Source organism: Paenibacillus glycanilyticus, assembly GCF_023715145.1.
Taxonomy (GTDB): domain Bacteria; phylum Bacillota; class Bacilli; order Paenibacillales; family Paenibacillaceae; genus Pristimantibacillus; species Pristimantibacillus glycanilyticus_A.
This window is the reverse complement of the sequence record NZ_JAMBNP010000009.1, coordinates 99,211-114,685: the sequence shown is the minus strand read 5'-3', so window position 1 is coordinate 114,685 and position 15,475 is coordinate 99,211. Positions and strand designations below refer to the sequence as shown.

The window sequence follows — 15,475 nt, the reverse complement described above, 5'->3', positions numbered from 1 at the left end:
CCGGTTTACAATTTACAATTTACGATATAACCATATAGCGGCTAAAGCGCCAATAATGCTGAATAAACTAATTTGAACATGTACATTCAGATCCAGGCTGAGTACGTACAAGTCAACGGCAGGAGACCAAGTTGTATCTATTGTTTTGGTCAAGAATGAAATTCCCGATACCGGCTCCAGCCAGCGCGCAACCAGTGCACCCGCCAATAAGCCAAGCACGAGAAAAAGCAATAAAATCCAGCCGTTTTTCTTCATTATTCAACGCCTCTCGCCATTTATTGACACCTGTTTTCTATTATACTTAGGTTCCATTTCGTTTACAATGCGTTGATGGACTCATACCATTCTTTTTGCGTGACGACCGCGTCCATCAATGCGTCCTGAACAGCCCACAAATGCGATTGTGACGGCTTTTTATCGTATTCCTCGAGCGATTTGGCAGCTGTATTGATAGATTGAATTAATTTTATGAGAAATGCTTTTCCGGCTTCATCCGTAACGCCCGTCTGCATGGCTTTAACGCTCTCCGTCCACTTCTGATGCTCCGCCTGCCAGGCATCTGCTGCGGCTGGACCAAGCGGAGATAGAATTGGCTGCTCCAGCTGTGTCAAGGCAAGCTCATCCAGCATGCTGATCAGGCTTATTGTATTGTTCATAAAGGCGCTTGCAGCTTTGGTATCTCCTGCGAAAGGAAATTGCCCGGGAACTTGAACATCGATTTGTTTGATATAAACAGGAACGTCTTCTCCAATATCGTTGCTGAGCGCAATAGCCCGGCCGCGGTCGATAGCCATGCCGGCATATACACGGTAATCATCTGCCGTCGCAAGCCCCGCAGCGGCAAGTCCCTTATCTGTCAGCTCTTTCATTGCGGCGTCTCTGCCTTCCGTATTGCTGAATACTCCGTATTGGAGCAGTTGATACGATTGTAGCGGAATTTCCAGCTTCACATGACCGGCAGCCTGATTAGCCGGCGGGCTGGAAGCCCCGTTGTTTGTATTCGTCTTCCCCCCGCTTGGTGATGCGCTTGGGCTTGTGACAGAGCCATTAACCGGATTGGCCAGATTACCATTGGTTCCTGAGGTTTGATCGGTAGAACTCGTAAATAAAGAGAGCAGTAAATAACCGAATAATGCCCCGGTTGCGAGCGCTCCGGCTACTGACAGAAACACTTTGATCCAAGACGGCGGGGTGGAGTATCTCTGGGCGGGCCGTGACCAACGATTGGACGCCTGGCCGTTATCCAGCTCAAGCTCCGGATAATGCGGAAGTTCCCCCCAAGGATCCTCCTCTGGCTGCTTAGCTGCCGTATTCAGTTCAGGATGAACGGGAGGCTTTTTCTCGGATTGCGGCTTCGACGTCTGCTCTTGTACCGGTACAGGCTGTTGTACCCGCTGGCGCGGATGCCATTGATCCGTTTGCCGCGACTTCTCTGCTGTTTGGTTGAATTCCGCCTGCTGATTCCGGTTTATAGGCTTAGATGCAAGCTCTGGCTGTACAGCCAGCCCCATTGCGGGCTGAAGATGTTCCTTCTGCGGTGCTGCAGCCGGTTTCTCCTCGGTGTCGCGGATCAGATCCTCCAGCGCCCCAACATCCTCCTGAAAAGGGCTCATCCAAGGGCTGAAGGGACTATCCCCATTCTCATATTCGGTATTGGAGTAGAGCGGTACAATATTGGAAGGCACAATATTAGAAGTTTTACCCTGCTGGGGTTTGGCATGCTCCTTGCGGCTTTTATCTTCTATCGTCTGGCCTGTACGGTCAAATCGGTAAGTGATCCGGTTATTCTTGTTCATGTCATTCTCTCCTTGTCCCATTCTTCTGTTTCTACTCTATGAGATTCGGAAGAGAATTATGATAGATTTGCCCAATATAAAAACGCCCTAAAAAACCTCGCTCGAGGTTTTTCAGGGCGTTCTTCGCCATCGTTGTTATACTTTTGCCTTCAGCGTTTTCGCAAGCGCATCCGCCGTTTTCCAAATGTCGCCCGCTCCCATTGTAATCACGAGATCGCCTGGAACAACCTTTGCGGTCAAATGCTCCAGCACCTCTTCCTTGGTCGGGATATATAACGTATTCGCATTGCTGTTCGTCTTGATCATCTCAACCAGCTTCCGGGAATGGACGCCTTCGATCTGCTGCTCGCCAGCCGGCGAATAAATATCGGTAATAATGACTTCATCCGCTTCCGGGAATGCCCGGCTGAACTGCTCGAGCAGGAAGAAGGTACGCGTGTAGCGCTGAGGCTGGAATACCGCAATAATACGTTTGCCCGTTGCCTTGGCCGCGCTGATCGTTGCCTGTATCTCGGTCGGATGATGCGCGTAGTCATCAATAACCAAAATATCATTTACCTCGCCTAGCACCTGGAACCGGCGTTTGGCACCGATAAATTCATGAATGGCTTCCGCGATATTCGCGAAGGACAGTCCTGCTTCCAGACAAGTAATAACTGTCGCCATGGCGTTATACACATTGTGCTGGCCCGGAACGGACAACTCAATCGTGCCGAGCAACGTACCACGGTGCGTCATCGTAAACGTTACCTTGCGGTCGCCAAGACTAATATTCTCGGCTTTGTACTCAGCCTCGCTGTGAATTCCGTAAGTAATCAGCTTGGCAGCCGTGTCCGCATCAAGCTTTGGCAGCAGCTCGGTGATCGTCTCATCATCCGCACATACAATGGCTTTTCCATCTTCCTTAACCTGAGAAAGGAATTTCACGTAAGCGTCTTTCAGCTTGCCGAAATCTCCGTCATAGTTCTCCAGATGGTCCGGCTCAATGTTTGTTACGATTGCAATGCTTGGGTGATACTGCAAAAATGAACCGTCGCTTTCATCCGCTTCCGCTACGACATATTCGCCTTTGCCGGCTTTTGCATTCGTTCCCACATTAACGATCTCGCCGCCGATAATATAAGTTGGATCCGCTTCGCATTTTTCCATTACGAGTGCGATCATGGAAGAAGTCGTTGTCTTCCCATGTGCCCCGGCTACCGCCACGCCTTTGCCGGCATTCATAAGCCGGGCAAGCATTTGGGCACGGTGCAGCACCGGAATATTCAGCTCTTCCGCAGCCTTCCGCTCTACATTGTCCTTCGAGAGCGCTGTCGAATACACGACAAGATCGGCACCCTTTACATGCTCCGCCTCATGGCCGATATAGATTTGCGCGCCTTTTGCCGCAAGCTTCTCCGTCAATTCCTGACGGGCTACATCGGAACCGGTAATTTTATACCCCATCTCAAGCATAACGCGGGCGATCGCGCTCATGCCGTAACCGCCGATCCCGATGAAATGAACATGTTCTGCCGTATTCAAAGACGGTTCACCAACCTTTTTCAGAATCCGAGTTGTACAATATGCGGGAGCGAACGTCACCTATTAAATAAAGCGTACCAGTGACCACCCCAAGGTCTGCTTCCCCGGTCATTTGTTGCAATTTGCGGAGTCCTTCGCGCCAATCCTTCTCCACGATAAGCTCAAAGGAAGATTCCACGGGCTTCACTTCGCGGACAAGATCGGCAAGAAGTTCCGCACTCTGTTTGTTGCGGAAATCAGGCTCGGTCACGATAAGCGTATCCACTATTGGTAGTATATGCTTTAGAACATCGCGATGATTCTTATTCTCCATCATCCCCATCATTACATGAAGCTTGTCATAACGGTAGGTTGTGCGAAGCGCCTGGACAAGCGACTCCGCTCCTTCCGGATTATGCGCGCCGTCAATGAGTAGACGCGGCGAACGGGATACCATCTCCAGCCGTCCCGGCCAGCGGGCTTCTCGAAGTCCCTCCGCAAGAGCATCGTCTTCTACGATCAAAGCGTAGTATTGACGAAGGACTTCCAGCGTCATAACCGCCACCGCAGCATTCGTCCGCTGATGTGCGCCGTTAAGCGTGATGGAAAGCGGATCAATCGCGCGGAACATGCCCTCAAATCGGAAGGACTGCTCATCTTCCTTGCTTGACAGTTCTTTGATGTTGAACTGCTCACCCAAGAGATAAAGCGTGCTCTTCTTCTCCTCGGCCGTCCTTTTCACCACTTCGATCACTCCCGGCTGGTCAACCGCGCTGACAACCGGAACACCCGGCTTGATAATACCGGCTTTTTCACCGGCAACAGCTTCCAAGGTATCGCCGAGACGGTCCATATGGTCATGGCCGACGTTCGTGATAACAGAAATGACCGGCGTTACGATATTCGTAACATCCAGTCGGCCGCCAAGACCCGTTTCCCATACCACATAATCGGGATAAGTGACCGTTGCGTAGAAGAGAATCGCAAGCACCGTGGAAACTTCAAACATCGTTGGCGATCCAAGCTCCGTCTCCGCGATTGCTTCTACATGCGGCTTAAGTACGTTAGCCAGACGAAGAAGAGTCTCCTCTTCGATATCCTGACCGTTATATTGGAAGCGGTTTGTGAACTTTGTAATATAAGGCGACGTAAACGTCCCTACATCGTAACCGCATTTGAGCAATACGCTCGTTAAGTAAGCGCAGGTTGAACCTTTGCCGTTTGTACCTGCGATATGAATAAATTTGAGCCTGCGTTGCGGATTATGAAGACGCTCCAACAAATGCTCAACACGATCGAGACCCGGACGAATTCCGAACGGAATAAGCCCGTTAATCCAATCGACCGCTTCGCTATAGGAACGAAGCGCATCGCTTCGTTCCATCTCTATCCCGTTATCGACCATCGTAATGTCCTTCTTCCATCAGATCATTAACTGCGCAGCTCTTCGATGCGTGCAAGCACCTTATCGCGTTTGCCGGCGTAGTCTGTCATTTTTGCGCGTTCTTCTTCAATAACTTTTGCCGGAGCCTTCGCAACAAAGCCAACGTTACCAAGCTTCTTCTCTACTCGTTCCACTTCGGAAATGAGAGTGGCGAGTTCCTTCTCCAGACGTGCGATCTCCTGCGAAATATCAATCAGGCCTGCAAGCGGCAGATAAAGCTCCGCCCCGGTTACGATAGCCGTCATTGCTTTGTCCGGAGCCGCAAGGCCAAGGCCGGTTTCCAGCATCGAAGTGCCGCAGAAACGTCTGATAAATTCTTCATTGCGGCTGACAATAGCCGCTTCAGCCTCGGCGGAAGGTTTGATTAGAAGCTCAACCTTCTTGCTCATCGGCACATTTACTTCCGCGCGAACGTTACGAACCGCACGGATGATATCCATCAAGAGCTCCATTTCTTTTACCGCTTCAGGCGCTTCGAGCGCTTCATCGTATTCCGGCCAAGCCGCTAATGTAATGGATTCGCCCTCATGCGGCAGATGCTGCCAAATCTCTTCGCTGATATAAGGCATAAACGGATGGATCAGACGCTGCGTGCGGTCAAGCACATAGGCCAATACCGATTGTGTAGCCCGTTTTGCCTGCTCATCGGTGCCATACAGATTCAGCTTCGCAAACTCGATGTACCAGTCACACAGATCATCCCAGATAAAGTTATACAGAATGCGGCCGGTTTCGCCGAATTCATAGCTGTCAATCAGGCGAGTGGCTTCGCGTACCGTTTCGTTAAGACGGTGCAGAATCCAGCGTTCAGCCGTACCCAGATTGCTCTTGATATCAATATCCGCAGCCGTGAATCCTTCCAGGTTCATGAGAGCAAAGCGGGAAGCATTCCAGATCTTGTTCGCAAAGTTGCGGGCTTGTTCTACCTTCTCGATGCGGAAGCGCAGATCCTGACCCGGCGTGCTGCTGGTCGAAATCATGTAACGCATCGCATCCGCGCCGTAGTTCTCGATGACGTCAAGCGGATCAACGCCGTTGCCAAGCGACTTGGACATTTTACGACCTTCCGCGTCGCGAACGAGACCATGCATCAAAACGTCCTTGAACGGAATCTGATCCGTGAATTCAAGAGCCGTAAAGATCATTCGAGCAACCCAGAAGTAGACGATATCGTAACCCGTTACAAGCACATTCGTCGGGTAGTAGCGTTTGAAATCTTCGGTTTCTTCCGGCCAGCCAAGTGTCGAGAACGGCCACAGCGCGGAGCTGAACCATGTATCCAGAACGTCTTCGTCTTGACGAAGCGAAGTGCTGCCGCAAGCCGCGCAGGCGGTTACGTCCTCGCGGGCAACATGCATCTCGCCGCAGGATTCGCAGTACCAGGCCGGGATACGGTGGCCCCACCACAGCTGACGGGAAATACACCAGTCGCGGACATTCTCGATCCAGTTCAAATAAATTTTCTCGAAGCGGTCCGGAACGAAGTTAACGCCGTTGCCGGATTTCTGTGCTTCGATGGCGCGCTCGGCGAGCGGCTTCATCGCAACGAACCACTGCGTCGACAGGTAAGGCTCTACAACCGCGCCGCTGCGCTCGCTGTGACCCACCTGATGAACATGGTCCTCAATGCGGATGCATATGCCTTGCTCCTGCAGGTCCTTCACAAGCTGCTTGCGGCAATCCGCACGGTCAAGACCTTGATAAGGGCCGGCAAACTCGTTCATTGTACCCGTCTCGTCCATCACGATGATCTGAGGCAGATCATGGCGAAGACCTACTTCGAAGTCGTTCGGATCATGCGCCGGCGTAATTTTTACCGCACCGGAACCAAATTCCTTCTCAACGTATTCATCGGCAATAATCGGAATTTCGCGGCCAACAACCGGCAATACGATCATTTGGCCGATCAGATGCTTGTAACGTTCGTCTTCCGGATGAACCGCTACGGCCGTATCGCCTAGCATGGTCTCCGGACGCGTTGTTGCAACGGTAATATGCCCGCTGCCGTTCTTGAGCGGATATTGGAGATGGTACAGGTGGCCGTTCAGCTCTTTGTACTCAACTTCAATGTCGGACAAAGCGGTGCGCGCAGCCGGATCCCAGTTAATGATTTTTTTGCCGCGGTAGATAAGGCCCTTCTCATGCAAACGAACGAATACTTCACGAACCGCCTTGGACAAACCTTCATCCAATGTAAAACGTTCGCGGGAATAGTCCAGAGAGAGTCCCATTTTGCCCCATTGCTCGCGAATGGTGGCTGCATACAGCTCTTTCCAGTCCCATACCTGCTCAAGGAACTTCTCGCGGCCAAGGTCATAACGGCTCAGACCCTGCTCGCGCAGCTTCTGCTCCACCTTCGTCTGAGTCGCGATTCCCGCGTGGTCCGTACCGGGCAGCCACAGCGTATCAAAGCCCTGCATGCGTTTTGTACGGATAATAATATCTTGAAGGGTGAAATCGAGCGCATGCCCGATATGAAGCATCCCCGTAACGTTCGGCGGCGGGATTACGATAGTGAAAGGCTTCGCGTCCGGGCGTTGGCCCGCCTTGAAAAATTGCCCCTGCTGCCAGAAATCGTACCATTTCTGCTCAGCTGCCTTCGGATCATAAGTCGTCGGCATCGTTGTTGTCTTGTCTGACATCATTACATCCTCCTAAAATGAATTGCTAAACTAGGTTGTTTATACAACCGTTTGTAGTGATTCATGCTTCGAAAGCATAAACCGAATGAATTGCCATACTAAAGGTAAACCATTAAACCATTGTGGTAATTCATGCTTCGAAAGCATTTGCTCTAAAACAATTGTGAATACAATTTTCCCTTGCAAGCATTACCATTCTTGTAATTGCATGGATAGAAATACAAAAAAACCTTCCGCCCTTATAGCAAAGGACGAAAGGTTATCTTCCGTGGTACCACCTTTGTTCCGCGCTCCGAATATGGAAAGCACGGCACTCAAACAGATAACGGCTGCGGCCGGCCTGAAATAACGGATAAACCCGCTTCATTCAAGCAACTCCGGGGCGACTAGCGTAGCAGTAATTTCCTGCGGTACCTTTCAGCGTTACAGTCCCGCTCTCTGAAGGCTTGGCTGCTTACTCTTCCCCTTCAACGTCAACATATGTTGAAAAAAATCAGATATAGCATATTTTATCCAAGATGCCCTCGAAAGTCAACTTGAGACTGTGCCTAATTAGTGACCCATCATCATTGGCACTTCCGCTTTTTCTGCGTTTGCGCCCTCCGCGCGTTTCGGTTTCGACAGCAGGAAGCCTACCAGCGTACCAACTACGCCAATAATCGTCAAAATCAGGAACGTATCCCCGTAAGAGGAAGCCGCTACATGTGAAGCAATCGCCGGTGTTATATCCGCCGGATTCGCAATGCCTTCCAAAGCCATGTAATGCTCCGTACGTCTAGCGAGAATGGTAGCAAGACCCGCTACAGCAAATGAGGTCATAACCTGCTGGGCTGCGTTCGTAAGCGACGTAACGCGGCTTACCAGCTCAGGCGGAGCCGATTGAATAATATGCGTATTCAGCGGCATCATCGACAGACCCATACCAGCGCCTAGCAGAATCAGCGGCAGAATATAAGAGCCAACCGTTGCGTCGGACGAGATGTTGGACAAAAGGAATGCGCCAATCGTCACAATAGCCAGACCGCTCATAACAAGCGGGCGCGCGCCAATCTTGTCAAACAGTTTGCCGCCGATCGGCATGCAGATTGCGGCTGCCAAAGCTTGCGGAAGCAGGATCAAGCCTGTATCAAGAGCAGAATAGCCTTTGGCTGTCTGAAGGAAGAGCGGGAAGAGGAACAACGTGCCAAAGAGCGCAATTTGGGATACCCATTGAACAACAATCCCTTTGGAGAAGTCTGCCGACTTGAATACGCGAAGCTCCAGAAGCGGCTGCTTGCGGTTCAATTCCACAATGATGAAGATAATGAGCGAAACGCCGCCTACGATAAGACCAGTCAAGGTTTTGGCAGAGCCCCAGTCCGTACCGCCTTCGCTTACGCCGTAAGCAAGACCGGCAAAAGCCAGCGGAGCAAAGATCATGCCAAGCACGTCAAGCTGCGGAACGGTTTGGCGTGCCAGAGCGGGCAAAGTACGAATGCCAAGGAAGACAGCTACTACGCCAACAGGAATATTGATAATAAAGATCCAGTGCCAAGTCACGTAGTCAACCAGCCAGCCCGCAAGCACAGGACCAAGAGCCGGCGCAAGAAGCATCGGAATACCGATCATCCCCATTACCGCGCCTTGTTTGCCCGGAGGGCTTAAACGGTAAGTGAAGGCCATTGCAATCGGGGCAACCATACCGCCGCCAAGACCTTGAATAATACGGTAAATAATCAATTGCTCGGCCGTCGTCGCAAAAGCGCAAAGGGCAGAGCCGATCGTAAACAGAACGATCGAAGTCAAGTAGATTTGCTTAGCTCCGAAACGGTCGGACAACCATCCGGCAAGCGGAATAACGGCAGCCTGCGCAAGCGCGTAGCCGGTAACCGTCCATTGGATAAGCGACAGGGTAGCTCCCCCGAAATCTTCACGCAGCTTCGGAATCGCCACGTTCATCGCCGTACCGTCGAGAATAACCATGAACATCCCCACAATGATTGCCAAGAGCGGCACCATGATGGATTTGATAGACATGGAGTTGTTGTTTGTTGCTTCAGTCATGCTTTTCTCTCCTCCTAAAAAGAATTACGAAGTAATTCTTGCTTCGTAAGCATATCCGTCACCCTCATGCCCATGTCTAACCGGCCATCGCGATGATTCTTGCTTCGTAAGCAAGTTACTCTCTCTATTTTTCTAATCTGCTGACGCCTTGACCTGTGAATGATCCAGCAGTAAAATTGGTAAGGCGTAGAACGACTGCGGACAATTGTCCGCTAACGTATGATACCGGACAATTGTCCGTATGTCAATACAACCAGGCTTTATTTATTTTTCATGAAGAAATGGAGGGTGCGCGCATGGCCGATAAAAAGAAGGACTCGCAAGAGGTAAGCAAGCAAATTCTGCAAGCCGCCAGGTCCCTATTCGCCGAGCACGGTGTTGAGGCAGTCAGCATGCACCAAATAGCCAAATCGATTCAAATCGGACAAGGTACCCTGTACCGGCGTTATGCAAATAAATCGGATTTATGTATGGATTTGATGAATGACACCTTCGACAGCCTGATGGAGGAGATTCGCCAGCTTCTCGAGCCATTGGCCGACAAGCCTGTTCAGATCAGGCTGGTTACTGTTTTCCGGCGTCTGATTTATTTCTCGAATGATCAGCTGGAATGGCTGAATGTGATTAAGATCAGCAGGCCGTGCAGACCGGAAGATATGGACTTCTTCGAAAGTCCGAATTACAGAAAATTAAACAATGTTATTCTATCGCTTCTTAATGAAGCACGGGAAAAAGACGAAATTATTGCTCTCGTTCCCGAATTCACCGCTCATTTGCTAATAAGTGCCATGGCACCGGAATCTCTTATTTATTATTCCAAAGTACTGGGCTATACCATTGAACAGATCGCCGACAACTTCTGCAGCACCATGGTCGATCCGCTGTTTAAGCATAATTAAAAAAGCTCCACCGTCAGCCGCGAAGCTAACGGAGGAGCTTTTTTAATCATAAGATACAGATTAGATTTCTCCTTGACTGCGTGGCCGTTACGCCTGGTTATGGAATATAGAGCAATTGGCCTTCCGCAACGGAAGATTCGTTCAAGCCGTTATACAGCAGAATCTCGCGGGGGTTCAGGCTGTACCTGACCGCAATGGATTCCAGCGTCTCGTCTCTTTGCACGATGCAGACGCGTATTTTGCGGAATTCGTTCTCATCGGACTGCTTGCCAAGGAAAAGCGTCTTCCACTCGATCTCATCACCGGATGAGCGGGTTTTCGCCTGTTCGGCCTGCTTGGCCGCGACCTCTTCGGCAGCCTGACGGGCAGCCTGCTCCCGTTTGCTCGTCTGCAGCAGCGTCAGCAGTCCGACGTTAGGAGCCTGCTCCGGACTTGTCTCCGGCTGCTTGCTGCCTACGCCGATCCGAATCTCCTGCTTATCATTGTCCGGTGCGCGTGGCGATTCGGATTGGATCTGCTGCCATTCCGCTTCGCTTGCCGACTCTCCTCCAAAGGAAACAAAAGCTTCCTGGCTTGGCTCGGCCTGCTCGGCAAATGATTCATCCTGCCAATCCTCATCTTTGCTTTCCTGTTCGGCAGCATAAGTATTTTCCCTTTGCGACGGCGGAGGCGCCTGAGGCGGAGCAGAAGGCTGGAATGCCTGCGGATTGGGCTGGAACGAATTCGCATTCGGCTGGTTCACAGGTTGATTTACAGGCTGACTGGACTGGAACCACTGCGAAGCTGACCATCCGCTGTCCCGTGGAGAAGCCGAAATCGTAACCGAAGCATCTGCTTCGTCCACTTCATTCTCCTCTTCTTCCTCCTGCTCGAATTCCTCGTAGGCTTCGATTTCCTCTTCCTCTTCTTCCTCAGAGGATTCCTCTTGAGCTCGCTGCGCTCCCGGCAGTTGACCCGCAAAGCCCGTAAAATAAGGCTGCTGCGTTACAGAATGCCAGGTGTCGTTACCTTGAGCCTCGGCAATCGCATCCGCTTGCGATTCTGCTTCGGCTTCAAAGTCGTCACTCGAAGCCTCGCGCTCGTGTACGACCGTAATGGGCTCCTCCCGCCACGCTTCTTCCGCATCCGGCAGAGGTTCAACCAAGATCCCCCTGAGCGATAACACGCCCGTCACGTTCAGCGTCCGGGAGGACAATAAATCGACATCAAAATTGTCAATTTCCACTGAAATATCATCGAGTCTGGATACCCGGTTAAGCGGCAGTGTAATCTCAACCGGAATCCAGTGTTCAAGCGTCTGCAGGCTTCCTCCGTCCGATTGGCCGCGATAAACGCCATTTAAGAGCAGCTGCCCCTTCAATACCGCATGATCCCCCTGCTCGACCACCTGAATGCGAGGGGTTAGCTCAATTTCCTCCAGTTCATCAATCGCCGCTACTTCATCCGGCAGATGAATACGCTCATACAAATCAAATCGCAAGCCCTTGGATTGATCCGTCACGCTGTTCTCCCTCCCTATACCATAAATGGAAAGCAAATGCCTAAAGCTTGGGCTAAAGTTACATTCACTACTATCTATATGGCGGGGTAATAAGGAGCATGACTATCAATTTGTCCGTTCGTTCAGCTTGTCCAGCAAAGCGGCGAGCCAGTCGGGCTGAGGAGAAGCCGCTTCCACCATCTCTCCAGACCATGGATGAGGGAAAAGCAGCCTTTCGCCGTGCAGAGCCTGATGCGGCAGCAGCCTCGAGTCACCGCCGTAAAGCTTGTCTCCAACAAGCGGATGGCCGATATGACTCATATGCACCCGGATTTGATGTGTCCTGCCGGTTTCCAGCTGCAAACGGACTAGCGAAGCATTTGGAAACGTGCGGACCGTCTCGTAATGCGTTACGGCTGCGTCGCCGCTTGGCGTTACGCGGCGCCGTGTTGAATGATGACGGTCTTTGCCGATTGGGGCATTGACGGTGCCGGCAGGTTTCTTCACGCGACCCGATACGACAGCCAGATAACGACGGTCAATCCGTTTTTCGCGCATCGCTTCATCCAGTACCCACTGGGCAAGGTCGTTCTTCGCATAAAGCACGGGACCCGAAGTATCGTCATCCAGGCGGTGGATATGCCGGACCGGCAGCGGATCGTCTTTCCCGAGCTGTAAACGCGCGGCTGCTTCATCCAGCGTTCCGGTCTGTCCGGCATACGATTCATGCACCGGCATACCTGCGGGCTTGTTAAGGACAAGGCAGAAATCATCCTCATACAGCACTTTTGGTTCTTGCACGGAATGACGGTTGTTAATTACTTTGCGGTATAACGGATCCACAGCAGGGTCAACAGGCGGGAAGGCTAGCAGACGAATCAACTCGCCTTCCCACTTGATGCCTCCTACCGAGAACAGCCGGTTAATCCATTTTGCCGGAAATAAAGAACGGGCCAGCAGCCACTGCCGCACAAGATGCGGGTGACTGCCGGCCTCCGGGATGGTAAGCTGCTCCGTATGCTGATTGGAATCCGTATCCTTGGCTGGAGCTTCTGCCAAATCTGCCGGCAGAAGCTCCAGCCATTGCCCATTACGCCGATAAGGACGTTTTTGCATGGATGGAACCCTCCTAAAAAGAATTGACACACAAATAGCCTAAACCAGGCTATTCGTGCAATTCTTGCTTCGTAAGCATTAGCTTAAGAATTGACACACAAATAGCCTAAACCAGGCTATTCGTGCAATTCTTGCTTCGTAAGCATTAGCTAAAGAATTGACACACAAATAGCCTAAACCAGGCCATTCGTGCAATTCTTGCTTCGTAAGCATTAGCTTAAGAATCGCTTTATCGTTCTTATAAACTGCCAAGCGCCTGATCATGAGCGGCAATGGTGGCATCAATATCTTCATCCGAATGGACGGCGGATACGAACATCCCCTCAAACTGCGAAGGTGCGATGCTGACGCCAAGATCGAGCATAGCAGAGAAATAAGCTTTGAACCGTTCAAGATTCGATGTTTTAGCCGTATCGAAGTTAATGACATGAGTTTCGGTAAAGAACGGGCATACCATCGAGCCAACGCGGTTAATCGTTGCCGCGATACCGTGTTTAGCTGCATTTTTCTCAAAACCAAGATGAAGCCGGATCGCCTGGCGCTCCAGAAGCTCATAGGTTTCTTTTGTCAGCAGCTTGAGTGTCGTATAACCGGCTGCCATAGCAAGCGGGTTGCCTGACAAAGTACCCGCCTGGTAGATTGGACCGCTCGGAGCGATCATCTCCATGATCTCTCGTTTGCCGCCGTAAGCGCCAACCGGCAGGCCGCCGCCGATTACTTTACCGAAGCAGGTCAAGTCCGGCGTTACGCCGTAACGGCCTTGCGCACAGTTGTAATGAACGCGGAAGCCGGTCATGACTTCATCGAAGATTAACAGGCTGCCGTATTGCTCTGTCAGCTCGCGCAGACCTTCCAGGAACCTCGGCAGCGGAGGGACAACGCCCATATTGCCCGCTACGGGCTCGACAATGATACACGCAATCTCCTCGCCAAACTTCTCGAAGGCATGCTTAGCCGACTCCAGATCATTGTAAGGCACGGTAATCGTTTGAGAAGCCACGCCTTCCGGGACGCCGGGACTATCCGGCAAGCCAAGCGTAGCTACACCCGAGCCGGCTTTGATAAGCAGGCTGTCCGCATGACCATGATAGGAGCCTTCAAATTTCAAAATCTTGCTCCGCTTCGTATAACCGCGTGCCAAACGAAGCGCACTCATCGTCGCTTCCGTACCGGAGTTAACCATGCGGACAATATCAACCGAAGCAACACGCTCTACAACCAGCTCGGCCATGAGGGTCTCCAGCTCGGTTGGTGCGCCAAAGCTGGTGCCTTTTTCAGCTGTCTTCTTAATCGCTTCGATGACTTCCGGATGAGCATGCCCCATGATAAGCGGTCCCCAAGAGCCAACATAATCAATGTAGCTGTTGCCATCGATATCATAGACGCGGCTGCCTTTGCCATGATCCATATAGACCGGGTTCAGACCTACCGATTTGAAAGCACGCACAGGGCTGTTAACACCACCGGGAAGCACTTGCTTCGCACGGGCAAAAGCCTCTCTGGAACGGTTATCTCTTCTGTTGCCTATGGATTTGCTCATCTGACGTTACTCTCCTCTCAGCCAGCGCGAAGCATCCTTCGCATGGTAAGTTATGATTAGATCCGCACCGGCACGCTTCATGCTGATCAGCTTCTCGAGCACGATCGCTCGCTCATCAATCCAGCCGTTAGCTGCGGCGGCTTTGACCATCGCATATTCACCGCTTACGTTGTATGCCACAATCGGCAGATCAAAGCTGTCACGCAGCTGGCGAACGATATCCAGATACGAAAGCGCTGGCTTAACCATCAGCATATCCGCGCCTTCAAACACATCGGAGTCCGCTTCACGCAAAGCTTCGCGGGCATTCGCGGGATCCATTTGATACGTCTTGCGGTCACCGAACTGCGGCGCAGATTTGGCCGCGTCACGGAAAGGACCGTAGAAGGCGGAAGCATATTTGACGGAATAAGACAAAATCGGAACATGACTGAAGCCTGCTTCGTCAAGCCCTTCGCGAATTGCCGAGACGAATCCGTCCATCATGTTGGACGGAGCAATAACATCAGCGCCAGCTTCCGCTTGGGAAACCGCCGTACGAACAAGCAAGGAAAGCGACGGATCATTGTCAACAACAGCCGTTCCCGTTACTTCATCCTGATGCACCATGCCGCAATGGCCGTGGTCGGTAAATTGGCACAGGCAGGTGTCCGCCATCACAATCAGCTCAGGTGCCCACTTCTTGATAAGTCGCGTAGCTTCCTGAACAATACCGTTTGGATCATAAGCCGAAGTGCCTTCCGCATCCTTATGATCCGGCAGACCAAACAGCATAATCGCCTGAATGCCAAGCGAGGTAATCTCACGGATTTCCGTTTCCAGAAGATCAAGGGAGAAGCGGTATACGCCTGGCATGGAGCTGATCTCTTCTTTGATGTTAGTGCCGTATTTGACATAGATCGGATATATAAAATCATTTGCTGTCAGCACGGTTTCGCGTACCAGGTTACGCATGGACGCCGATTGGCGTAGTCTGCGGTGTCTCACAATGGGAAATGCCATCTCAATTCCT

At 51.5% G+C, this 15,475-nt stretch carries 11 protein-coding genes and 1 other annotated feature; of the genes, 1 reads left to right on the top strand and 10 read right to left on the bottom strand.

The window, feature by feature from the left end:
- Window positions 1-12 precede the first annotated feature (12 nt).
- From M3194_RS22395 to M3194_RS22370, 6 genes are all read right to left on the bottom strand, one after another.
- Window positions 13-255, bottom strand: coding sequence for a DUF4321 domain-containing protein (locus tag M3194_RS22395; RefSeq protein WP_132307310.1), 243 nt, complete (start codon window positions 253-255; stop codon window positions 13-15).
- Window positions 256-317: 62 nt separating this feature from the next.
- Complete coding sequence (locus M3194_RS22390; protein ID WP_251656312.1) at window positions 318-1,796, bottom strand: hypothetical protein; 1,479 nt, start codon at window positions 1,794-1,796, stop codon at window positions 318-320.
- 135 nt (window positions 1,797-1,931) lie between these two features.
- A complete protein-coding gene (murC, locus tag M3194_RS22385) occupies window positions 1,932-3,320 on the bottom strand; it encodes a UDP-N-acetylmuramate--L-alanine ligase (protein WP_251656311.1) in 1,389 nt (462 codons plus the stop codon).
- Window positions 3,321-3,327: 7 nt separating this feature from the next.
- On the bottom strand, window positions 3,328-4,704 hold the full coding sequence (locus M3194_RS22380) for a bifunctional folylpolyglutamate synthase/dihydrofolate synthase (protein ID WP_251656310.1): 1,377 nt from the start codon (window positions 4,702-4,704) through the stop codon (window positions 3,328-3,330).
- A gap of 26 nt (window positions 4,705-4,730) precedes the next feature.
- Entirely contained in the window at window positions 4,731-7,385 is a 2,655-nt protein-coding gene (locus M3194_RS22375; protein ID WP_251656418.1) for a valine--tRNA ligase, read from the bottom strand.
- A 244-nt stretch (window positions 7,386-7,629) separates the two neighbouring features.
- Window positions 7,630-7,865: a binding site (T-box leader), on the bottom strand.
- A 72-nt stretch (window positions 7,866-7,937) separates the two neighbouring features.
- Window positions 7,938-9,428 carry an MDR family MFS transporter gene (locus tag M3194_RS22370; RefSeq protein WP_251656309.1) on the bottom strand — a complete coding sequence of 497 codons (1,491 nt, stop codon included), beginning with the start codon at window positions 9,426-9,428 and terminating at the stop codon, window positions 7,938-7,940.
- Window positions 9,429-9,724: 296 nt separating this feature from the next.
- Between M3194_RS22370 and M3194_RS22365 the strand changes: the two genes are divergently transcribed.
- Window positions 9,725-10,327 carry a TetR/AcrR family transcriptional regulator gene (locus M3194_RS22365; RefSeq protein ID WP_251656308.1) on the top strand — a complete coding sequence of 201 codons (603 nt, stop codon included), beginning with the start codon at window positions 9,725-9,727 and terminating at the stop codon, window positions 10,325-10,327.
- A gap of 97 nt (window positions 10,328-10,424) precedes the next feature.
- On the opposite strand, the gene M3194_RS22360 is transcribed toward M3194_RS22365, so the two are convergent.
- The 4 genes from M3194_RS22360 to hemB all read right to left on the bottom strand — a co-directional run bounded on the left by M3194_RS22360 (window position 10,425) and on the right by hemB (window position 15,465).
- Window positions 10,425-11,828: a LysM peptidoglycan-binding domain-containing protein gene (locus tag M3194_RS22360; RefSeq protein WP_251656307.1), complete on the bottom strand. Its 1,404-nt coding sequence runs from the start codon at window positions 11,826-11,828 to the stop codon at window positions 10,425-10,427.
- A gap of 105 nt (window positions 11,829-11,933) precedes the next feature.
- Complete coding sequence (locus tag M3194_RS22355) at window positions 11,934-12,923, bottom strand: RluA family pseudouridine synthase (RefSeq protein WP_251656306.1); 990 nt, start codon at window positions 12,921-12,923, stop codon at window positions 11,934-11,936.
- A gap of 238 nt (window positions 12,924-13,161) precedes the next feature.
- Window positions 13,162-14,463, bottom strand: coding sequence for a glutamate-1-semialdehyde 2,1-aminomutase (gene hemL / locus M3194_RS22350; protein WP_251656305.1), 1,302 nt, complete (start codon window positions 14,461-14,463; stop codon window positions 13,162-13,164).
- A gap of 6 nt (window positions 14,464-14,469) precedes the next feature.
- The gene (hemB, locus tag M3194_RS22345) at window positions 14,470-15,465 is read right to left on the bottom strand and encodes a porphobilinogen synthase (protein ID WP_251656304.1); all 996 of its coding nucleotides are present in this window, start codon (window positions 15,463-15,465) and stop codon (window positions 14,470-14,472) included.
- Between the last annotated feature and the right edge of the window lie 10 nt (window positions 15,466-15,475).